20 protein-coding genes are annotated in these 20,443 nt (G+C 62.1%); 8 read left to right on the top strand and 12 right to left on the bottom strand.

The features are described 5' to 3' along the window. Positions 1–319: 319 nt before the first annotated feature. Genes cas10 through H0921_RS10890 form a run of 6 tightly spaced genes read left to right on the top strand, consistent with a single transcriptional unit; the run spans position 320 to position 8,902 of the window. The gene (gene cas10 / locus H0921_RS10915; protein WP_194538118.1) at positions 320–2,905 is read left to right on the top strand and encodes a type III-B CRISPR-associated protein Cas10/Cmr2; all 2,586 of its coding nucleotides are present in this window, start codon (positions 320–322) and stop codon (positions 2,903–2,905) included. Continuing rightward, the gene (cmr3, locus tag H0921_RS10910; RefSeq protein WP_194538117.1) at positions 2,902–4,050 is read left to right on the top strand and encodes a type III-B CRISPR module-associated protein Cmr3; all 1,149 of its coding nucleotides are present in this window, start codon (positions 2,902–2,904) and stop codon (positions 4,048–4,050) included. The genes cas10 and cmr3 overlap by 4 nt, the downstream gene beginning before the upstream one ends. Further along, positions 4,047–4,979, top strand: coding sequence for a type III-B CRISPR module RAMP protein Cmr4 (gene cmr4, locus H0921_RS10905; RefSeq protein WP_194538116.1), 933 nt, complete (start codon positions 4,047–4,049; stop codon positions 4,977–4,979). The genes cmr3 and cmr4 overlap by 4 nt, the downstream gene beginning before the upstream one ends. Positions 4,980–4,991: 12 nt before the next feature. Continuing rightward, on the top strand, positions 4,992–5,405 hold the full coding sequence (gene cmr5, locus H0921_RS10900) for a type III-B CRISPR module-associated protein Cmr5 (protein ID WP_194538115.1): 414 nt from the start codon (positions 4,992–4,994) through the stop codon (positions 5,403–5,405). Then, positions 5,402–7,810, top strand: a complete 2,409-nt coding sequence (cmr6, locus tag H0921_RS10895) for a type III-B CRISPR module RAMP protein Cmr6 (RefSeq protein WP_194538114.1) — start codon at positions 5,402–5,404, stop codon at positions 7,808–7,810. The genes cmr5 and cmr6 overlap by 4 nt, the downstream gene beginning before the upstream one ends. A gap of 27 nt (positions 7,811–7,837) precedes the next feature. Continuing rightward, positions 7,838–8,902, top strand: a complete 1,065-nt coding sequence (locus tag H0921_RS10890; RefSeq protein WP_194538113.1) for a putative CRISPR-associated protein — start codon at positions 7,838–7,840, stop codon at positions 8,900–8,902. Between the two features lie 386 nt (positions 8,903–9,288). On the opposite strand, the gene H0921_RS18335 is transcribed toward H0921_RS10890, so the two are convergent. The 12 genes from H0921_RS18335 to H0921_RS10830 all read right to left on the bottom strand — a co-directional run bounded on the left by H0921_RS18335 (position 9,289) and on the right by H0921_RS10830 (position 17,530). Then, complete coding sequence (locus H0921_RS18335; RefSeq protein ID WP_194538112.1) at positions 9,289–10,581, bottom strand: Zn-binding domain-containing protein; 1,293 nt, start codon at positions 10,579–10,581, stop codon at positions 9,289–9,291. Then, a complete protein-coding gene (locus H0921_RS10880; protein WP_194538111.1) occupies positions 10,578–10,793 on the bottom strand; it encodes a hypothetical protein in 216 nt (71 codons plus the stop codon). Before H0921_RS10880 ends, H0921_RS18335 begins: the two co-directional genes overlap by 4 nt. Before the next feature lie 16 nt (positions 10,794–10,809). Then, complete coding sequence (locus H0921_RS10875) at positions 10,810–11,583, bottom strand: TIGR04255 family protein (protein WP_194538110.1); 774 nt, start codon at positions 11,581–11,583, stop codon at positions 10,810–10,812. After that, positions 11,580–11,780 (bottom strand): hypothetical protein, encoded by a 201-nt coding sequence (locus H0921_RS10870; RefSeq protein ID WP_194538109.1) that lies wholly within the window; start codon positions 11,778–11,780, stop codon positions 11,580–11,582. Before H0921_RS10870 ends, H0921_RS10875 begins: the two co-directional genes overlap by 4 nt. Then, entirely contained in the window at positions 11,765–11,938 is a 174-nt protein-coding gene (locus H0921_RS10865) for a hypothetical protein (RefSeq protein ID WP_194538108.1), read from the bottom strand. The genes H0921_RS10870 and H0921_RS10865 overlap by 16 nt, the downstream gene beginning before the upstream one ends. A 420-nt stretch (positions 11,939–12,358) precedes the next feature. After that, positions 12,359–12,502, bottom strand: coding sequence for a hypothetical protein (locus H0921_RS10860; RefSeq protein WP_194538107.1), 144 nt, complete (start codon positions 12,500–12,502; stop codon positions 12,359–12,361). Positions 12,503–12,538: 36 nt separating this feature from the next. Next, a complete protein-coding gene (locus tag H0921_RS10855) occupies positions 12,539–13,345 on the bottom strand; it encodes a hypothetical protein (RefSeq protein WP_194538106.1) in 807 nt (268 codons plus the stop codon). Continuing rightward, positions 13,342–15,252 (bottom strand): TRAFAC clade GTPase domain-containing protein, encoded by a 1,911-nt coding sequence (locus H0921_RS10850; protein WP_194538105.1) that lies wholly within the window; start codon positions 15,250–15,252, stop codon positions 13,342–13,344. Before H0921_RS10850 ends, H0921_RS10855 begins: the two co-directional genes overlap by 4 nt. A gap of 14 nt (positions 15,253–15,266) precedes the next feature. Then, a complete protein-coding gene (locus H0921_RS10845; RefSeq protein ID WP_194538104.1) occupies positions 15,267–15,923 on the bottom strand; it encodes a hypothetical protein in 657 nt (218 codons plus the stop codon). 42 nt (positions 15,924–15,965) lie between these two features. Continuing rightward, entirely contained in the window at positions 15,966–16,661 is a 696-nt protein-coding gene (locus H0921_RS10840) for a hypothetical protein (protein WP_194538103.1), read from the bottom strand. Between the two features lie 9 nt (positions 16,662–16,670). Continuing rightward, positions 16,671–17,120, bottom strand: coding sequence for a hypothetical protein (locus tag H0921_RS10835; RefSeq protein ID WP_194538102.1), 450 nt, complete (start codon positions 17,118–17,120; stop codon positions 16,671–16,673). After that, positions 17,117–17,530 carry a MotA/TolQ/ExbB proton channel family protein gene (locus tag H0921_RS10830; protein ID WP_194538101.1) on the bottom strand — a complete coding sequence of 138 codons (414 nt, stop codon included), beginning with the start codon at positions 17,528–17,530 and terminating at the stop codon, positions 17,117–17,119. Before H0921_RS10830 ends, H0921_RS10835 begins: the two co-directional genes overlap by 4 nt. A 376-nt stretch (positions 17,531–17,906) precedes the next feature. Between H0921_RS10830 and H0921_RS10825 the strand changes: the two genes are divergently transcribed. Further along, entirely contained in the window at positions 17,907–19,031 is a 1,125-nt protein-coding gene (locus H0921_RS10825) for a cysteine desulfurase family protein (protein WP_194538100.1), read from the top strand. A gap of 173 nt (positions 19,032–19,204) precedes the next feature. After that, positions 19,205–20,320, top strand: coding sequence for a DnaA/Hda family protein (locus H0921_RS10820; RefSeq protein ID WP_194538099.1), 1,116 nt, complete (start codon positions 19,205–19,207; stop codon positions 20,318–20,320). Positions 20,321–20,443 lie beyond the last annotated feature (123 nt).

Genomic DNA, 20,443 nt, shown 5'->3' with positions numbered 1-20,443 from the left:
GCCGCCAGAATTTCTGGTCAGACCTTCTCCGACTCTTGGCGGCTACCGACATTGGGTTCTATCCCCCGAAATGGTATCCTGGGCTTGATTAGGAATATCCCAATCTGTGTGAGGGATTATTATCCAAGTATTCATATGTTCCAATTGTACCAATACTGGCTTGAAATCGCTTCCAGAACCGAAGATGCTTCCCTGACGCGGAGGCAAAATTTGTTGTCACGATTCCACGGGAGGCAAGGTAAATTAGGCATGAGGAAAAGGAACGACTGGACCCGGTGACACAAGGGACCCAGTGACGCAACGTACTGGAGGCTGACACGTGAGTGCTGATTGGGATGCAGTATTGCTGGCCTATTTGCACGACCCGCCGGACAAGGCGCTGGACATCCCCGGCCATGTGGAGCGGGCAGGCCGGTATGCCGAAGCGGCCCGAAATGAGCCGGTAGAAAGCTCCCAACTCCAGAATCTTGCGGACAGCCTGGCGTCCCAAGTCGAGCGATTACCCGCCCCGCATTGGCGCATCCTCACGGTGGCTCCGCAGAACGGAGCGTTGACGATCTTTCATCCGCTATCGGCCCAACGTCGGGACTTGAAAGTCGGTACCATCGATCAAGCCTGGGTCATCCAGCATGTACGTAACTTGACTCAGGGTCTGAACGACAGCCGACGGCAATTCCTAGTTTTGTGGCGATTCTTTCTGGAACGGCTGGCGGATGCGGACCATCCGTGGTACGCCCACTTGCCCGCAGACACGCGCACCCCGGATCACACGATCTGGCATCACCTGGACATTACGAGCGGATTGCAAGCGACGGAGGACACTCACGGCCGGGCCTTGCTCGCCTTCGCGTTGGGCCCAGTCCAGCGCTTCATCGAGGCGGCGCGAACGGTCCGCGATCTCTGGTCCGGGAGTATGATCCTGTCCTGGCTCGCCTTCCGGGCCATGCGGCCCATCCTGGAACAGTTCGGCCCGACAGCGTTCATCTACCCCGCTCTGCGCGGCATCCCGCTGGTGGACCTCTGGCTGCGGCAACCGAAGTTGCTCGGGGAAAGCAAGGTACCATTACCGGGGGTCAAGCAGCGCCGGGCGCCGTCGCTGCCCCATCGCTTCCTGGCCTTGGTGCCGTGGGGAGCCAACGGGGCTAAGGCCAAAGCATTAGCAATCGAATGTCAGCAGGCGGCCAAAGAGGCGGTGCGAGAGCTGGCGGACGCCGTGCACGGTGTCCTGGACCAACCGCTGAGCGGCTTGTGTGCACACTGGGATAGACGCTGGCAACACCAGGTCGAGAATTACTTCAGCTTCGCTGCCGCAGTGGTGCCCCTGGGCGGTTCGGCCGAGGAAGTCGATACCCGACTGGCCGATTTGCTCGCGGGCCAAAGCAGCTTCGCAGAGGCTTTCCCGGAGGCTGAGGCGGTCCGTAACCTGGCCCGCGCCATTCCGCCGAATCAGCAACCGGGTTACCCTCAGGACCATGCCGGCCGTTGGCAATATCAGGTGGAATTGGTCCAGCGTTCGCTTGCTGCGCATCGCACGATTCGCCATGTGCCGCCGAACCCAGCCATCACTCCCGGTGAACGCTTCCCGCAAAAATGCACGCTGCTAGGCAGCTTCGAGCAGATGGGGCCGGATGATTTGTCCGCGTCTCGGCAATTCTGGGACATGGCTGCTGAGAAGGTAAACATCCACGGTGTGCGCATCCGTCCGCGCGAGGGTCTGTGTGCTGTGGCCCTGATGAAGCGCTTTGCGGGACCGGCCCTGCTGGCCAAAGAGTTGCAGATTTCGCCCGACGATCTGCGCTTCCCGGATACCTGGACCGTCGCTGCGGCTGAGTGGCTTCGTCAAGCGGGAATCGACCCCGACCAGGTCCGTAAACAACATCGTGATTGGAACGGCTGCTGGCTGCACTGGCCTACCCCTAACTATGACTCGGAAGAAACCGCCCCGTGCCCCGAACCTTTGTTTCGACTAATCCAGAAGGCTAAAGAACAGCACGGCAAGCCCCCGATCTATTACGCCATCCTCAAACTCGACGGCGACAATCTCGGCGGCTGGCTCCGCGGCGAAAACTCACCGAAGGTCCGCGAGGTGATGCACCCCGATCTGGTGCGCTATTACGAAGGGCTGGGAGCGCACACGAAAGCTGGTCTCGATGCCAAGCGTCCGGTCGGTCCGGCGTTGCATGCGGCCATCAGCACGGCTCTGACCAACTTCGCCCTGCATGTGGTTCCCGATGTCGTCGCGAAACATCACGGCACGGTCATTTACTCTGGCGGTGACGACACGCTGGCATTGCTGCCGGTGAGCACAGTGCTGGCCTGCGTTCGGAAACTCCAGCAGATCTACACCTCAGACTGGTACACCCACAATGGCCGGGAATACCTGATGATGGGATGGCGGGCGACGCTTTCCGGCGGGATCGTCCTGGTGCATGCCACGGATAACCTGCGGCTGGCGTTGCAAGATGCCCGCGCAGCGGAACACCAGGCCAAGGAAGCGGGCCGGGATGCTCTGGCGATCACCGTCCGTCGTCGGTCCGGGGAGCACACCACCGCCGTCTGCCCCTGGACTTTTGTGGAGAGGGTCCAGGATTGGGTAAATGCCTTCTTGCAGGGGGCTTCCGATCGCTGGGCTTACCATCTCTATGCCGAACGGCAGACACTGACGGCTCTGCCCCCGGAAGCGATCCAGGCCGAGATGCGGCGGCAGCTCCAGCGCGCGGAGCAACCCACGCCTCGGCTCATTCCCCCGGATCAGTTGCTCAAAACGTTCCAACAGTTGCGCGATTCAGCGGTTGAGGTGAACGGAGCGAGCCGGCGCCGCTTTGCCTCACCGGGGGAGGCGCTGGAGAACTTTCTCACTCTGTGCCAGTCCGCTTCCTTCTTGGCACGCGGGAGGGACGAATGAGCATGGCCACCACCGTAGCTCTCGGTCTGGAACCGCTCGACGTGCTTTTTTTCCGCGACGGCCGGCCGTTCCGTGTCGGTACGGAGCAGATCGTAAGCGGCTTGCCTTTACCGCAGACGGTCGCCGGCGCCATCCGCCAGGCACTGTTACAAGAGGCGAGGTGCGACTTCGCCCGTCTCCGACACGCCCTCGGGGAAGGTCGGTCGTTTGCCGAGGCGGTAAAACAAACCTGTCAACCAGATCACCACTGGATCGGCCAGGTTGTCGTGCGCGGACCGTGGCTGGCCCGCTGGCTCAATCAGGAAAAAGAGGAACAAGAGAAACATGAGAAATACGAGGTGCTCGTCCCTGCGCCGGCGATCCTGCACAAGCCCAAAAAAGGATCGGTGGACAGACTGCGACGGCTCCATCCCCTGCCTGACGGGCAGCTTCCCGGCTGGTTCCCCCCGCAGGATCAGCAAGGCCTACGTCCGCTGTGGCTCAAGGAGCTGGCCGTCACGGAGCCAGCAGAGGGATACCTCACACCAGCCGGTCTGGAGCAGTTCCTGCGGGGCGAGGAGGTGGCCGCTGAGGCGGTGGTTCCCGCAAGCAAGTTGTTCGCCTTCGACCACCGCACAGGGATCGGCATCCACCCTGACCGCTTGACTGCCGCCGAGTCGCAAATTTACAGCCTGAGTTTTCTCGCCTTGAAGCAGGATGTGTTTCTCTACGTGGAGGTCGTCCTGCCAGCCGAGATTGCCGACCCAGAACTGCTCCGCAACATCACCCATTTGCCACTCGGCGGCGAGGGGAAACAGGTGAAGGTGCACTCCTTGCCTCAGTCTTTTGCCTGGCCAAATCAACGACCCCAGGGCGAGAAGCAGAAACCGCTCGTGCTGCTGACAACGCCCTGTCCCTTCCAGGCCGGCTGGAAACCCCAGGCTTTGAACGGCTGCCTGGTAGCAGCGGCAGTGCCCGGTTCGCTCGCCTTCTCCGGCTGGGACCTGGCCCGTGGCGGACCCAAACCGACCCGCTTCGCCGTCCCCGCTGGCAGTGTGTATTTCCTGGAATCTGGCCCCAACCCTTGGCCGCAGAGCCTGGCCGAAAGCGATGAGGATCGCCAACTCGGCTGGGGCTGCTGCCTAACAGGAGTTTGGAACCCATGAGTGAAGCGACAACCAACTCTTCGACACAAACAGACCCTCAAGCGGGTGCCTTGCTGTTCATCCACGCCCAGACCGGCTTGCATCCGGGATCAGGTACGGCCCTGGGCACCGTGGACCTGCCCGTGCAGCGCGAACGCCACACCCAATGGCCCATCATCCCCGGCTCGACCCTCAAGGGCATCCTCCGGGACGCCTGTCGAAGGCGGGGAGGAAACAATGCCGACTTGTTCGCAGCCTTCGGTCCAGAAACCGCCGAAGCGGACAAACACGCCGGCGCTCTCAGCCTGACGGACGCCCGCATCCTGGCCTTCCCAGTCCGCTCGCTCAAAGGGGTCTTTGCCTGGGTCACCTGCCGGGCTGTGCTGGAACGACTCAAACGGGACTTGAAGCTAGCGCTGCCAAACGGCAACGCGCTGAATCTCTCTGCTGAGTGGCCGTCCGAGGACAAGAAAGAGTGGGCGCTGTGCCAGCAAAACAGCCCATTGCTCATCGACGGCGATAAGCTGGTCCTGGAAGAATTCGAGTTCAAGCGAACGGGCGATGCTGATGCATTTGCTGCCTGGCTGTCGCAACACGCGGTAGCGGATGATGCGACGCAAAAACGATTGCAGAGCCACCTCGTCGTTTTGCATAACGATGACTTCACCCACTTCGCCCGACATGCCACTGAGATCGTCGCCCGCGTCGGCTTGGATTACGAACGCAAGACAGTCAAATCCGGAGCACTCTTTTACGAGGAATTCCTGCCCGCCGAGACACTCTTTTACTCCGTCGTGCTGGCCAGCTCCAGCCGCCGGGATGGGCACAACAGGAGCGCCCAGCAAATCCTCCAGTACCTGCGTGACAACATGCCGTCTGTGCTGCAAATCGGCGGAGATGAGACGATCGGCAAAGGGCTGTGTGCCGTGCGGCTTGACATCAACGGATAAGGAGAGTGCGCCATGGCAGAAACAACGAATGATTCCGCGCAAACGCTCGACCAGCGCCGAGCCAACCATGCCTGGAATGCGGTCCAGCGAGCCAAGCAGAAGCAAGACCAGCATGAGAGGCAGGACCCCAAGAAGTTCGGCGGGCAGGTCAAAAAGCTGCCGACGCGCATTCTGGCCGCCGGCCTGGGACAGGCCCTGGCATTCCTGAAGGCGAAAGACTACGCGCCGGGGCTGCTCGCCGAACTGAGCGACTGGATAAAGACGCGCATCCCGCCTCGAAAGGGTGAACCGGACGACCTTCTGGAGCGGATCATCCAGGGCAACTCCGACTTTCTCCGCCGGGCGACCGATGAGGTGCTAGCGTATCTCGTCTGGCTCAACCGCTTCGCCGAGGCCGAGGGACTGACGGAAGGAGAGGAATCATGAACGGATTAATCCTTCCTCAAAGTACGGTCCAACTTCTCAGTCGGGTACCCGACGCCCAGCGACATCCCGGTTTGCAACTCGACAAGTTCAGCATTCCGGGCAACCAGATGGCTCAGAAACAGGCTTTGGATCACGTCTGCCGCACGTCCGGCGACTCCGGCTTGCTGAACGATCTAGCCGCACGGCGCCGGTCGCTTGGGAACACGTTGCCGGGTTACACCGCTTTCCGAGCAACCACCACCAGCCCGCTGGCGCTGCATCTGGCCCGTGCCTCGGCCCTGGAAAACGCCGGCATCTGCCTGCATCCGCTCTACGGCTTCGCCTATCTCCCCGGCAGCGGACTGAAGGGCATGGCCCGCGCCTATGCCGAGACCATTTGGCTTCCGGCACAATCGGACCAGAAGCAAGCCTGGAGAGACATCGAGGACGTCTTCGGCTGGGCGCCCCACCCCGATCGCCGCCAACAGATCCATGATCCCAACCATCCCGCCGAAGTGCGCCGCCAGGATGACCACGATCCCAAATCCCCCGAAATCTCGGCATCTTCCGGCAACATCATCTTCCACGACGCCTGGCCGGAATCCTGGCCCAAACTGATCGTGGACATTGTCAACAATCACCACCCGGAGTACTACCAGGCCGAGCCGAATGACAACGCTCATCCACCGGGCGACTGGGAGAACCCGGTGCCGGTGTACTTCCTGGCGGTGCCGCCAGGTGTCACGTTCACTTTTCCTCTGGCGAAGCGCCACAGGGATGTGCCCGATCGGTTGGTGGAACTGGCCCGCGACTGGCTCCTGGGCGCCCTCTGCCATCTCGGCGCCGGTGCGAAGACCGCCACCGGCTACGGCGCCTTCAGACCTGTCGAAGGGAACGCTCCGCCGCCGCCAAGCCAAAGGCGTTTGACTTTTGAAACCACACTGGAACTGGTCACACCCGCCTTCCTCGCTGGAGCCAATCAGCAAGCCGAGGATTGCGACCTGCGGCCGGCCACCCTGCGCGGACTCCTGCGCTGGTGGTGGCGGACGATGCACGCCGGCTTTCTTGACGTGAAAACACTCCGGGCACTCGAAGCCGCCATCTGGGGCGATACCAACAGCAGCGGAGCCGTGCGAATTCTGCTTGAGCCGATGGGGGACGTTTCACCTCAGCCGTATGACAAGCGAAGCAAAGCCAATTTCAAGGATGAGCAGAAGCGATCACATCACGGCATTCCTGGAGAGGACCCTCGGAAGGTCACGCAGGGGTTGTGGTACGCCTCCTATGGCATGGATGAAACAAGCAAAGGGCAGAGGAAGCAGCGCCACTACCTCGAACCCGGAGCACGCTGGCGCTTGCGGCTGGTGGCTCGCCCGACCCGCTACTTTGCCAATCGCCAGGATGCTAGCGATCCCGCGAAAGCCCGACAGGGCCGGCAAATCACCGCAGAGCAAGCCCTGGAACAAGCGAAGGCTGCCCTCTGGCTGCTATGCCACTTCGGCGGCGTCGGCTCCAAGGCCCGCAAAGGCTTCGGCTCCCTCGCTGCAGATTCCCTGACAAACTACACCCGCGAAAATTGCCAACGCAGCGCCGAGCAGTTGCGCCAAGGATTGGGATTGCCGAATACCTTTCAAGCGGCTCGCGCTGAATCGCCGTCTTGGCAGCAGGTACTTGGACCTGTGGAGGTGGCTTTTTCCTGGCCGAATATCTGGAGCGTGCTGGACCAGGTAGGCTTCGCTTACGAATCGGCTGCCCACCTACGCGCGCACAATCCGAGCAAGCTCGCCCTAGGCCTTCCTCGTCAGATTCATGGACCCCGACCTCATCCACTTCCGCACCAAAACCCTGCAACACACCGACCGCCTCGAAGGCTACACGGTCCCATGGGAGGCCGCCATGCCTCGCCCGTCCACATCCACATCGAACGCCGTGACAGCGGCTGGGTGGTCCGCGTGGTTGCCTTCCCGGCAGCGCACCTGCCCGACCTCAACACCAGCCGGACGTTCCTGGAAGAATTCCTCCGTGACTTCGGCAGCGATTTGCAAAGACGAGCCGACTTATCACCTCCTTCGGCTCCTCCTGGTCAAGGAACGGCCTCTCCATCTCAACGGGCACCTTCTCATTTCACAGGACCGGCTTTGCCTAAGCCGGGAGAGCGGGTGGAAGCCGTTTTGCTCGAGGAGAAAACCAAGAAAGGCGGCTGGAAGGCCCGTCATGTGACGAGCAATATCTCCGGTCCGATTGTCAATTCCGGGGAAGTGCCTGCTGACAAGAAGGCTGGCGATATCGTACCGTTGATCGTGCAGTCGGCGAATGAGCGGGAAATCGCCTTTCGCTGGCCGACCGCTGCCGACGAGCAGCGTGCGCAGAAATCGCAAGGCAAACCCAAAGGCGGTCCCGGAGGATGGCGACCGCGTGATAGGTAGGAGGGTTAATAGGGAGGAGGGTTAACTATGGCCCGCTTGTTGATCTGCACTGTCGGCACCTCGCTGCTGACCAACCCTGACCGTCCCTGGGCTCCTTGGCAACGCACGAAACCTCTGCCGGAGCCAGCAGTAGTCGATGCCTGGCTGACCACGGCTGACCCCGTTACGGCCAGCGCCGAAACCAACACGCTCCGCGCCGTCGGCCTGACCACCGACGACCGCGTGTGCCTACTCCATTCTGACACCCCAGAAGGTCAATTCTGCTCGCAGCGACTTCTGGCCTATCTGCGCGCTGGACGTTGCCGCGAAGCTGAAGAGCGCAAACTCAACGCGCTCCACTACCACCAAGGAAGCTTCGCCCAACGGGGTCTGCGCAGCCTCGTGGATGAAACCATCGCCGCAATTCGGCGAGCACGCGACCAATTGCTGGAACCTGTTCTCTGTGCTACTGGCGGTTTCAAGGCCGAGATCGCCTTTCTCAACCTGCTCGGCGCCTTGCTCAAGGTCGAGGTCTGCTACATCCACGAGCAGTTCCGCGAGGTTATCCGCCTGCCCCGCCTCCCCTTGGCTTGGGATGCCCGCTTTGTTCTGCAGCACCGGGACTTCTTCGACTGGATCGAGCAGGAGCCACGGGCCAGCACAGAAGTAGAAAGCTGGTTAAGGAGTCGGCCTGAATTGCGTCCCCTAGTGGAAGACGATCCCGACGGTCACACCTACCTGAGTGCGGCGGGAAATCTTCTCTTCCAGGTGGCCCGAGAGGAACTTGCCCTGGAACCGCGGGCCGTTTGGCCGCCGGCCGCCAATTTGTCACCGGAAGAGAAGGTTGGTCTTTCCAGCCTCGGGCACCGTCGGCCGCACGGCTGGGACAAGTTCGTGGATCGGCTTGCGGCCATCGATTGCGTGAAACGGATCGTTTATGATACCGCCGCGCTCAGCGGCCCGCGCGTCCGGGTGTTGAGCGCCGCGGAAGGGAAGATCGCCGTTCGCTACGAATCCGGCGACAACGTTCTGCCGCTCGTAGTCTTTACAACGGCCCAAGGTGAAGCACAGACCGAATTGGTTGCTGACTATATTCGCAACCGCTTACGTTAACAGACCTCCTCTGCTTCCGACGGGGCCGCAAGAACGCCATCGGATGACGCGACTGAGCCTCCTCATTGGCACCGTTAGCTCTCGCTCGTGCCTGTGAATGTCCCACGTCCCATCCCTCAGGTTGTCCTGCGGCCCTGAAGCTGAGAGGCCGATGGCCTCCCGTCGCGCTCCAGCACCTGGTTCCTCTCTGGAGGACGCCGGTCAGGAGGACGCCGCTCAAGAGGACCTGACTTGCTGCCTTTCCCAGAGGGGGCGCAGCGAGGGTTTTCTTTCCGATTCGGTTCTTCGGGATGGAATGCCGGGCGGAATCGGTGGGAGAGGGGGTGGCCGGGTTGGCCTCCACCGCTTTCGGAATGAGGCAGAAGTCCAGGGACTTCGAGCGGCTCTCAGCTTCCAGGGCGAGCCGTGCGGCTCAGGCCGAAAATCTCCGGATAGGCGCGGACTTGCTGGTGGAAATCCTGGTCCCAGCGGATGACCACCACCCGATAGCCGCAGGCGACCAGTTCGCGGCGTTGCTGCTCGTCGATGCGGCGCTGGTGGGAGGTGTCGTGAGGCGGGCCGTCGCAAAAGACGAGCACGTTAGGCTGGTAGAAGAAATCGGCGATGCAGCGAGGTTCCGCGAGGGACTTCTGGGCGTCAGCGGGGAGCCGATACCCGTGCTGCTCCAGGAATTCCAGGAAATTCCGTTCCAAGGCGGACTGGGTCCGGGCGCGGAGGTAGGCCAGGTGCTCCTCGTAACTGCGGCGTTCCTCGGAGCGGTGAGAACTGAGGCGCGGCTGCACCTGGCAGGCGGTGAGTTGCTGGAGCAAGTCGCGGATTGCTTGGCGGTTCAGGAGGTTCGCTTCCAACTGGTTCGTGTAGCTCAGCAGGCATTCGTAGCAGGCCTGTTGGCAGGCGCGGGCTTGCTCGGTGCCGTCGGGGTTGTAGTGGCAGATGGCCAGGGCCGACTGGGCGACCTCGGACAGGGCAGATGGTTCGTCCATGAGGCGCCGCAGAACTCCTAAGCTTCCTTCGGCGGCTTCGTAAAACAGCAGAGACTTCCACGGGCCTTCCCCCAAGCGTGCCACGCCAAGCTCCCTTTCCTCCAGTTGAAAGGTCTGCTCGATCCCCCGCTGGAGGGCGTACTGGAGACTGGTCTGCACCACGTCATTCTCGCGGAGTTCTGGGTTGAGGAACCGCACGAGGAGCAAATCCTGAGTTTCCCAGACCCACAGCCGCAGCGATTCCGGAGGCGTGGCTTCTGAGGCCGAGGCAGGCCGGGGGGTTTCCACTGCGCTGTCTGTCAAGAGTTCTCCTGAATCCAGATCGATGAGGAATCCCTGGGGCCGGCACTCGTATTTCCAGCCGTGGTTGATGTAAGCGATGGTGGCGGCGGGAGCGTAGAGCAACCGCAGCAGGGGCTGACCACCGGCGACCACGTCGGCTTCCCTCAGGCGCTGGCCGGATTCGGGCGGTGCGAAGCGATAGGTCACCTGGAGTTCGTACCCTTCGCGGAGGCGTTCTTCCTCGTTGCAGGTAATCCGCTCCCGGCGGCGCAGACGGACGTTCGGCAGTTCCAAAAGGGAAATGACTGACGTGGCTGCTATGGGTTCCGAAGTCAACAAATCCCGCACCAAGGCGGAGCCTTCCTCTTCGACGTAACGCTTGACCAGGGCGCTGGCATCAAAATAGACAATCACCGCCGGTCCTCAATAATCATCTCGCTGACGGTTTTCTCACCGATCGTTTTCGCCACGGGCTGAAGAGGTCGCAGCTTGCGCCCGCTCCATTGCCAGAGAACAGATTGCGGCACCTGACGAGGTGGGGTCGCCCTCGGCTCCTCCGTGGCCTCCACGTTCACGGCCTCAGCGTGATGACACAAGTGGGACTCGACCTCGATGACGGCTCGCATGTTGACTTACCCTCCCTCAATACTCCGGCTCCCAGCGGGCGATCATTTCGGGCTGGAAAAGCTGCTGGAAAAACAACGCTTTGGACGCCTGGTGCATCCCGTCCAACTGCTCGGCAATCCGTGACCAGTCCTGCGAGCAATCCGCCCGCGTCTCCAGGTCCACCACTGTGCCTTCCTGCTTGTCCGTTCCCTCCCCCAGGCGGACCCGCGCCTGCGTCACCACCCGCAGCGTGTGCACATGACCCTGGTAGGCCAGCTCCACCCGTAACTCCAGAGGCTCACCCCGAATCACCTGCTGGCCAATCGCCAGCTGCACCTGTAAGCCGCTCAGGTCCGGCATCTCCTTCAGCGGCACGAAATCCGGGTAGCGCAGGATATGCCGCGCGGGGCCGGGAATCGAGCCGGTTTTGGCCAACGCCTCCTGCACTCTCCCAATTTTCTCCCGAAAGGCGGACCACCCTATATAGGGACGCAGACAGTGCACCGACACGATCCGGTCGCCCACTTGATACAAGACCGGCTCGCCGGGGACCTCGATCCGATACTTCGCCGCATAGCGCAGGTGGGGATTCTGCTCGGCCACGGCGGCGGGAATGTCGGCGGTGGGCAAACGCTGGGACTGCCAATCCTGGCGGCCCTGGCACAGCTCGGCGTAGAGAATCCCGGCGAGAAAGTCCCCCGGAACCGGGAGCTTCTCGAAAACCGCCTGCCAGATGGCCTCGATGAGAGGTTCGCGGCGCAGGCGCCTGGGAATCGGCGGCAGGGAGGGAATCTCGGCCATGCCTGTCATTTTAACCTGTTCCACGCCTCGAGCACCAGGCGGCGAGTTCGGTATGCGCCGAATTGCCGCAGTTCTTTCTCCTTGAGCACACGGAAGGTCTCACCGGGGAAGGCGCTGGCCGCCGCGCGTCGGGCGTAGCCCTCCGGGTCGAGCGGATCGACGATCTCTCCCTGCGGACGGTGGATGTCCTTCAGATCCTCCTCCACATGGTGCATCCCAGCAGGTCGCAGAGCCGCCGATCCACGGCCACGATGTCCTCCGTCGTGCCTGCTAAGGGACGGAGCCACAGCAACGGTTCCCCCACATCGCTCGGCACGAGAACCCAATCCCGGTTGCGGAATCGCACAATCGAACCCGGAGTCATAACTCTGCCCTCGGAAATCGACAGACATCGACACAAATCTGGCCGCCGGCGTATCCGCGGAGTTTCGCAACGATCACCCCCCGGCCTAGCCGATCGCCTCCGCCCCGGTCACGGCTGCCCCCAGGGTTACTAGCTCGGACAACGGCTCATGGGGAGAATACTTCACACAGTGCAACGGACGAAGAGAACCTGGCCAAAATGACGGCGGGACGGCGGAGGTGGCGCCGCGCAGATGCGACAATCCCGCCAGGCTTTGCTAGGGGAGCCAAAACGACGGAGGGAAAAGGGGAGAGAACGACGGAGCGGGGAAGGCGAAACGGCACGAGCAAGGCGGAGCCAGGGGGGTGACCCGCGCGCCGCGCAGGCCCCGCTTCCCGATGGGGAAAAACGCCTGCCCCGGACTTGGCCAACCCTTTGTTTTTATTTCCCCGGCGGAATGGGCGGCGTTGTTTTCGTCGGCTCGGGCGTCTTGGTCGATTTCGTATCAGCCCCGCTGCCGCAGCCGAGAGTGCCGAGGGGCCAACACAGAGCCAGTAGCAGCACAAGACCTCGCAGTTTGGACATTGGAAAACTCCTTGAGCAAGGACCAGAACAACCCATTCACCACTTCTCAGAACCCGAACTCTGAGGCTTGGTGTTCCCTGGATTATTGAGTTTTTCTAACTTTTGGGGTGCATCGAGCAAGTCCTGGAGCAAATCGAGCAACTGGCGGACTTGCTGGTTATCGAGGAGGAGGGATTCTCGGATGCCGGGGGGCCGGGGGGGGTCCAGGTCCACCAACACCTGGATGGAGCGCTTCCTCTCGCTGACGCCCTCCTTGGGGGCAGCCAGTCCTTCCTGGGCCAGGAACTGTTTCAGGGCTTGCAGCATTTCCTGGTTACGGACCAAGCTGTCGCGGAGTGTCTTCAGAGTTTCGTCTCGGGGCGGGGAAGGCGGCGGTTGCTCTCCTTTTTTCTCTTGTTGCTGAGCCGTTGTCGATGGGGGAGGCGACTGCTTGCCCAGGGAATACCCGGCCAAGGCTCCCGCCCCGACGCCGAGGAGGAAGCAGAGGAGGAGAGCCTTGGCGGCCCTACGCCAGGAGCCGGAGTACGCAGCCGAGGGAATCCTCCGGAACCACTCCTGCCGAATCTGGGCGGTCCCATCCGGTTGAAGCTGGACGGAAACATGCACACAGTATCCCGCATGCGGGACGCAGCGGTGCCGCTGCGGTTCCTTGGGGTCCGGCTGGCCAATATCGTCGAGCAGTTTCAGGGCGGTTTCTTTCCATTGGTCCGCTCGCGTCCCATGTGAAGCGGTCACCGTGTAACCCTGGCCGGGCCGCCGTTCGATCTCAAAGGTATATTCCGGCTGGATGTCGCTCTGGGAGTTCTGGGGTGTGAGGGAACCAGAAGTAGCCGGAGTGGTCATGACTTCTTCTCCTTCCTGGCCAGCGCCACAGCTTCACGAAGCAAAGCGGGAATCGGCTGGAAGTTGAAGAACTCCAGGTTCACTTCATGGTTCTCGTAGCGGAGGGAGATTTCTCGTTTCTCCCCATCCGCGGGATGCAGAGGCATGCCTAAAGGAGCATAAGGACCTGGCTCGGTAGTCAAGTTGAACTTGTGCCACATTCGCCACTGTTGCTCGGAGGCCTCCCAGATGTACAGAGCACACTCGACCGGTGTGCCTAAGCCGATGCGGAGGGGATAGGAGGGCTGGATGGTGGCGCACGGGATTTTGCCGGGACCTTCGGCTTTGGGCACGAGGCCGTAAGGGGGTGGTATGAAAGGATATCCGGGGGATGCAAAGTTTAGGCCTCTCCAGGTCACTTCCTCTTCCTCTTTCAGGACACAGTGGGCCGAGGTCACGCGGAAGTGTACGGTGTAGCCCTTCTGCTTGAGGCGGTCTTCGCAGAAGGTGGCAGCGGTCTGGAGCTGTTCCCGCAGGTTGCGGCGCGCTTGGGGGAGGAAGACCTCATCTTGCCGAACCTGCTGTTCCATCTCCCGCAGTTTGTTGGCGAGTTCCACAAAGGTATCGAGGGGTGGCGAGGCGACCTCCTGGCGTCGGCGGATGATCTCAGCGAGCTGCTGGAGGCAGGCGGTGCGCTGCAACTCCCAGTAGCGCTGCTGGGCTTGAGCCAACGGAGGGGAGATGTCGCTGGCATCCGGCAGCTTCTTGAGGTAGGCCGCCAGGACCGCGAGCGCCTCCGGGGTGGGGTCCGCCTTGCGGGTTTTCTCCAGGATAAGCTGGCTGGTGCGCTCCAAAAGTTCACGCATGTGTTGGCGGGTCGATTCGGCCACATCCGCCGCGCCGCTGGCGTTGGGATCCAGCTCCGGGACCAGCCAGGCGAGATGCTTGTTGATCTCCTCGGCCTCCTTGACGGAGGGGAGACGCGCTGCCGTCGGATGAGTCTTCAGCAGCTCTTCCAGCTCGCGGAGGCGTACCTCGATGGGAGGCGTCGGGAGAGACGGCGGGGTGGGTGGCTCCCTGTTGACCAACCACCAGCCTAAGCCCCCCAGGCCCGCGAGAACCGCAACGCTCAGCAGCAGAGCACGCAGACCCCGGCGGCGGATTTGCTGCCGCTGGCGGCGGGAGCGGTGCACCAGATCCGCCAGGCGATCGACCACCTTCTCCAGTTGCTGGTTATCTTGGGGACTGCGGCCCGTGGAACACACTTCCAGGAAAACACCTTGCTGCTCGACAAACTCTTGCGGATAGTGGCCGCGCAAATAATGGTCGTACAGCTCCTGGAGCTTGCGGTGCACCCGCTCGATCCAATTCTGGAGTTTCACGCGGATGTCGGAGCGATCTTCCCACTGGTCCTTGCAGGTCAGCACGAAGACGGTGGGCAGATGCTGGTTCTGGCGTTCCTTCAGGACGTATTCGAGGAACTTTTCCGCCCGCTGGAACTCCCGTTGGTAATACTCATCGAGGTCTTTTTGGTATTCGGGATGGACCGGATTGAAGAAGAAGAGGAAGGCGTCACATTGGCGGACCTGCTCCTGGATCAGGTTATCACGGTCTGCGGAGTCGAGTTTATCCACGCCCTTTTCGAGCCATTCGCCGGTGAGATCGCGGAAGGTCAGGTCCCAGTCCGGCTGGCTGTCCCCTCGGCGGACCTGCACCGGGATTTCGCCCCAGTTGCTCATCGTGGGCAGCGAGCCTTTGTATCTTTCGATTTCGCTTTGGACGGTCTCCAGGAATTTCACGCCTTTGTCCGAAAGCTGAATCACCTGTTGCTTCTGCTGCCAATAGCGGAGGAGCTGGTAGAGGAAGAGCGTCTTACCGGCTCGGATACAGCCATAGACGCCGAGGTTAAGCGCGTGCATCGGTTTCATGTGTCATCTCTCCGTCATTTCTTCGCGTCGGCTTCGGGAGGTTGGGACTCCTCCACGGTGGGATTGGGCAGGCTGGCCGTGATCTTCTCCCGGATACGCCGCAGTACGTTTTCCCCTGGAGAAGGAGATTGGAAGACCACGACTTTGGGAGTCTTGCGGGGGAGGGGCACTTTGCGGAGGTGTTGTTCGAGCTGCCTGTCGAAATCCTGCATCTTCGTGGCGCGAATTGAGATCGCCTGGGAGCCTTTCGCTTCATCCTTGTAATGCAGGTCGCAGGCGAACTCCTGGGCAGTGGCTGGATCATTGGGCAGCGGAACGAACCGAATCACCAGGTCCGCCTGTTCCAGCGTCTGGAGCAAATCCGTGGGGGTACGACCATCTGGTTGAGGTGGCGTGGGTGGGGGCAGCTCTCCCCCATCCCCTGAGCCAGAACTACCGCCCGTACCATTGGTCTTAGAGCAGGAAGTCCATGGGAAGAGCCACACGAGGACCAGCCATAGGAGGGCCACCTGCCCGGCCCGCCGCAAGCCTTGCCCCGGCGCCTTCAGCCACCCCTTGGGGTCCACGCTCAGAGCAGCCAGTACCGCCGCAGCCATCCCCACCCAGGGAATGACCGACGGACTCGTCAGCCAGTTCCAGAAGTTGACAATCTCTTGCCAAATGGCCATCATGGGTGCGGCGTCCCGGTCGGAGCGGGGACAAGATGGCGGTTATCAGTTGGTCGGCCTAGCAGATGTCCAGCTCTGCTCGCTTCGTTCCACAACGCAGTTGCGAATGCCGTTGTTGTCCACAAGCTGCCGGAGGCGCTCATAGACTCCTTCCCCCGGATAGGGGCGCATGTAGATTTTCACCCGGCGCGATTTGTTGTCCTGGTCCGCCAGCACCGGTTTGTGCAGCCAGGCTCTCAATTGCTGATCGATGAGGCGGTAGAACTCCTCGCTATCGGCAGCCTCGATCTTGACTTGCCGTTCCGTGCAAACCGGCTTCTGGGCCTTCAAATCGGTCTCTTCGTAGATCACGAGAGTGCAGCGAAATTCCGCCGCTTGCTGGGAGTTGCTCGCTGCTGGCTCAAAGTAGATGTCCAGTTGATTGGAGATGGCTTTGATCTCTTCGATGACTTTCCTCCACTTCGCCTCCTCATCGGCTCCCCAGTACAACCCCGCGGCGATTCCGGCACCCGTGCCGATAAGCAAGGAAATCCCTGCGACAGCCACGGCGGTACCCAGGACCGTAGCCCCGGCCTGAATGGCGACAAACGGCAAGGCAATGGCAGCGACAATAGCAACGGCGGCGACGCCGGCGGTGATCGCTGCCACCTTCCAGGCGACATCCCAGTCGAAGGAAGGCAGGCTATCCCAGAAAGAGGCCCACAGCAAGCCCGTGGCGGCGAGTAGCAGGTAGCTTTTCATGGCCTACTCCTAGTGAGGGAACCGGACGTTGTAAACCGGCACGACTTTGATCTTCCAGGTCTGCTCCAGGGCGGCAATGCGTTTGCTATCCCAGGTGGAGTACCAACCCTCCTCACTAAAGAGGAGCAGGACGACGGGGTTGGTTCGCTCCCCTTGGGGATGGCGTGTCTTGAGGATCATTTGGAGGTCATCGGCGGTCTCGGTGCGCACTTCCCGGCCGAGTTTAAGATTGGTATCGAGGAAATAGCATCGGTCTTTTTCCGGCCCTTTCCAGCCGACGTAGAAGTAGAGGAAGTCGAGACCTGCGACTTTCTGGATTTCGTCCCGCTTGTCCTCTTGGGGCCGCTGAACCTGAGTGCGCACCTGAGCGTGCAGGAGCACCAGCAACAACACTCCCAGAAGGATGAGAACGACATCCACCAGCGAGATAAAGCGGGCGATAACACTCGTGACCTTCATGAAGAACCTCGCCTGGCCTCAACCGCAGGGCAGAAAAACCACAGCACGGCGTTGAGAAGCAGATTGATAACGACCATGATCAAGCCGGAAATCGTCGTGCTCATCGCCGGGGCAAACGTTTGGATCATCTGTCCCAAGTCGAGCGTTTCGCCAGCAGTTCCCACCTGGAAGGTTTTGAAGGTGTACATCAGGCTGATGACCGTGCCGAGCAGCCCCAATACCGGCAATAGCTCGGTCAGCAACAACAGCCCTGTGCGGTAACGATCCAGGTCCTGCACGAACAGCACCCACTTACCATGCCAGTAGCCGAGCAGCCCCCAGAGATGAAGCAGGACCAGCACGGCTCCAACTGCCAGGATGACCCAGTCCAATTGACTTGTCTGTACCGTTTGCCAGTAGGCTTCCCACATGCCTGAGCCTCATTGCTGGTGCGCGCCGCCGGACTGCGCCGGAACAAGCCGCTCCAAGAACCGCCAGCAGCCCCCTCGGAATTTTTACACCATCCGCGGCTGGAACCTGACGTCCGCCCACCCCAATAGTATCACCACCCTGTTACACCGTCAAGCATCGAGGTTGATGATGACTTCTCAGTCACAATGCTTACAGATATTATCCTGGCATCATGTTGTGGATCATTTATTCATGATTTCCTTTACTAATACTACCTTATATTACATTAAGAGAATCGTTCTGATGACAGTGAGATGATGTGTGGCACCGAGGCGGGGGAGGAGGGCGGGTCTAGAATGGGATGGATAGATGACGGGGGCCGGCGGGTGGTGCGCGATGATGGAGATTGATCTGGATGCGAATGCGACGTTGGGAATGCTGCCGGTAGCGTGGGAGGCACTGCGCTCGGCACCGGGGGGGAATGCGTCGTCGGTGCATGGCCGCGGGCGGGCGGCGCGCCAGGCGGTGGAGGCGGCACGGGAACGGTGTGCGGCTTTGTTGGGGGCCTCGCCGGAGGAGGTGTTTTTCACCAGCGGGGCGACGGAGGCGAACAACTGGGCGATCCACGCAGCGCTGGAGGCGGCGGGAAAGGGAGCGGGGATCATCCTATCCCCTTTGGAGCATCCGTGCGTGGTGGAGCCGGTGCGGGTTTGGGAGCGGCGAGGCGCGCCGGTCCATTGGTGGCCGGTGGATGAGCGGGGCGTGGTGCGGCTGGAGCCGGTGCCGCCGGGCGTCCGCCTGGCCTGCCTGATGCTGGCCAATCATGAGACGGGCGCGGTGCAGCCGGTGGCCGAACTGGCCGCCGCCTTGCCGCCGGAGGTGCACTTGCACTGCGATGCGGCGCAAGCGGTGGGCAAGATACCGGTCCACTTCCACCGCCTGAGGGTAGCGACGCTGTCGGCTTCGGGGCACAAGTTCGGCGGGCCGATGGGTGTGGGCCTGCTCCTGGTGCGGCGGGATTGCTCGCTTCCTCCCTTGCTGCGGGGCGGCCCCCAGCAGCAGGGCCGACGGGCGGGTACGGAACCGGCGCCGCTTATCGCCGCCATGACCGCTGCCCTGGAGTGGATGTGCCAGCGCCAGCAGGCGCACCACCAGCATCTATGCCGCCTCCGGGAGCACCTCTGGCATCGCCTCCAGGCAGCCGCCCCCGTATTCCTCAACGGCCCCCCCATCGCCGACGAAAGTGCCGTGCCCAATACCCTCAACGTCTCCTTTCCCGGTTGCCGGGGCGACCTGCTGGTTATGGCCCTGGACCTGGCCGGTGTCCACTGCTCCACCGGAGCCGCCTGTTCCAGCGGATCGCTGCTTCCCAGTCCCACGCTCGAAGCAATGCAGGTCGGGCCGGAACGTCTCCGCTCCGCCGTCCGCTTCAGCTTCAGTCCCCTGCACACGCTGGAGCAGATCGACGCCGCCGCCGAGCGGATCATCGCCACAGTCCGCCGTCTGCGAACCAAGTCCTGATGAGATTGGAAACACCCCTGGAATCGAGGCGGTCCGAGTGGCAGGGATTCTGTCGACACAAGTCCCTATTTTTCAAACACTTGTATCATTTTTATAGCTCTTTACGAAAGAAGGCCGATTTTCTAGAATGGTCAGCAGTTAGTCGCGCCGCGGTCCGGAGGGCGGATGGGTTTATGGCAAAGAGCGAGGACCGAGCGGCCGAAGGCATATCCCCGCCGGCCCTGGAGAGCCAAGCGGCCCCCGCAGGGGCAGCCCTGCCCCATCTCATGAGGCCACCCTCCGCCGCGGCAGCGCGCCGGCGGGAAGCGGGAGAAGGGGGCCGGTCCGCGCTGCCGGGTGTGATCCGGATCGCAGAGAACCGGGCGGCGGTGCAGGCGGTGCTGGGCGTTTTACGCCGGTTGGCTCAGGGCCGGGCCGTGAATTATCCGGTGGTCATCTATGGCCCGCCGGGCAGCGGCAAAAGCCAGTTGATGCAAGGTGCGGTGGCCTGGTGGAGCCAGCGGACGGAGGAACCGGCCTGGTGTCTGTCCGCGGCGGAATGCGGGGAATTGCTGGCCGAAGTCGGCGCCGGACTTCTGATTGTGGAAGACTTGCAACATTTGGCGCGGCGGGATGCCGAGGCGCTCTGCCAGGTGCTGGATCAGCGGCGGGCCTGCGGCCAAGGGGTAATCCTGACCAGCGGGCGAACGGTGGCGGACCTGCGCCATCTACCCCGGCGGCTGACTTCTCGCTTGAGCGCAGGCCTGGTGGTGCCCCTTTGGCCGGCCGGCCCGGACAGCCGGCGGCAAATCATCGCAGCCTTGGCCCAGCGCTGGCAACTTCCCCTGACGGAGTCCCAAGTGCGGCAATTGGCGGACGAGGCGGACGGCCTGCGCTCGGCGGTGGGAAAGCTCCAGCGCTTGCGCCAGCACCTAAGCCACCAGGAGCGGTCCCCTCGCGCTGGACCCCTTTCCCCGGCCGAGCTGACAGCTCTGATCGCGGAGCTGAACCAGGAGGCACAATCCGCCCGCCCTTCGCTGTGGGAGCAAGTGCTGCGGCAGGTGAGCGCCGTCTTTGGGGTCAGCCAGCAGGAACTGCTCAGTAGCAGCCGTTTGAGCCGGATCCTGCTCCCCCGCCAACTGGCGATGTACCTGCTGCGCCAGGCGGGCTGGTCGCTGCCGCGCTTGGCCCAGGCCTTCCGCCGGGATCATGCGACCGTCCTGCACGCTTGCCGAAAGGTGGAGCAACGCCTGAACACCGATGCGTCCCTACTCGCGGCCTTACGCCAGGTGCAAGCCGGATTGCGCTGAGACTCGCACCGGCTGCGGCATCCCCGCTTCGACTCCGCCGGTCCCGCCCGCCCCGGATACGCTAGGAGATGTGCCCGGATGACCCCATTCCGATCTCATGACGCCCGCTCCTGGGGGTTTCCC

The organism is Thermogemmata fonticola, from assembly GCF_013694095.1.
GTDB classification, from domain to species: Bacteria; Planctomycetota; Planctomycetia; order Gemmatales; family Gemmataceae; genus Thermogemmata; species Thermogemmata fonticola.
This window is presented reverse-complemented; position numbering and strand designations above follow the sequence as displayed.

What these genes read in the sequence shown, in the direction of transcription:
- cmr3 (WP_194538117.1), top strand. Translation starts at nt 2,902, where the DNA reads ATGAGCATGGCCACCACCGTAGCTCTCGGTCTGGAACCGCTCGACGTG.
- cmr4 (WP_194538116.1), top strand. Translation starts at nt 4,047, where the DNA reads ATGAGTGAAGCGACAACCAACTCTTCGACACAAACAGACCCTCAAGCG.
- cmr5 (WP_194538115.1), top strand. Translation starts at nt 4,992, where the DNA reads ATGGCAGAAACAACGAATGATTCCGCGCAAACGCTCGACCAGCGCCGA.
- cmr6 (WP_194538114.1), top strand. Translation starts at nt 5,402, where the DNA reads ATGAACGGATTAATCCTTCCTCAAAGTACGGTCCAACTTCTCAGTCGG.
- H0921_RS10890 (WP_194538113.1), top strand. Translation starts at nt 7,838, where the DNA reads ATGGCCCGCTTGTTGATCTGCACTGTCGGCACCTCGCTGCTGACCAAC.
- H0921_RS10880 (WP_194538111.1), bottom strand. Translation starts at nt 10,793, where the DNA reads ATGCGAGCCGTCATCGAGGTCGAGTCCCACTTGTGTCATCACGCTGAG.
- H0921_RS10875 (WP_194538110.1), bottom strand. Translation starts at nt 11,583, where the DNA reads ATGACAGGCATGGCCGAGATTCCCTCCCTGCCGCCGATTCCCAGGCGC.
- H0921_RS10865 (WP_194538108.1), bottom strand. Translation starts at nt 11,938, where the DNA reads ATGACTCCGGGTTCGATTGTGCGATTCCGCAACCGGGATTGGGTTCTC.
- H0921_RS10860 (WP_194538107.1), bottom strand. Translation starts at nt 12,502, where the DNA reads ATGTCCAAACTGCGAGGTCTTGTGCTGCTACTGGCTCTGTGTTGGCCC.
- H0921_RS10855 (WP_194538106.1), bottom strand. Translation starts at nt 13,345, where the DNA reads ATGACCACTCCGGCTACTTCTGGTTCCCTCACACCCCAGAACTCCCAG.
- H0921_RS10850 (WP_194538105.1), bottom strand. Translation starts at nt 15,252, where the DNA reads ATGAAACCGATGCACGCGCTTAACCTCGGCGTCTATGGCTGTATCCGA.
- H0921_RS10845 (WP_194538104.1), bottom strand. Translation starts at nt 15,923, where the DNA reads ATGATGGCCATTTGGCAAGAGATTGTCAACTTCTGGAACTGGCTGACG.
- H0921_RS10840 (WP_194538103.1), bottom strand. Translation starts at nt 16,661, where the DNA reads ATGAAAAGCTACCTGCTACTCGCCGCCACGGGCTTGCTGTGGGCCTCT.
- H0921_RS10835 (WP_194538102.1), bottom strand. Translation starts at nt 17,120, where the DNA reads ATGAAGGTCACGAGTGTTATCGCCCGCTTTATCTCGCTGGTGGATGTC.
- H0921_RS10830 (WP_194538101.1), bottom strand. Translation starts at nt 17,530, where the DNA reads ATGTGGGAAGCCTACTGGCAAACGGTACAGACAAGTCAATTGGACTGG.
- H0921_RS10825 (WP_194538100.1), top strand. Translation starts at nt 17,907, where the DNA reads ATGATGGAGATTGATCTGGATGCGAATGCGACGTTGGGAATGCTGCCG.
- H0921_RS10820 (WP_194538099.1), top strand. Translation starts at nt 19,205, where the DNA reads ATGGCAAAGAGCGAGGACCGAGCGGCCGAAGGCATATCCCCGCCGGCC.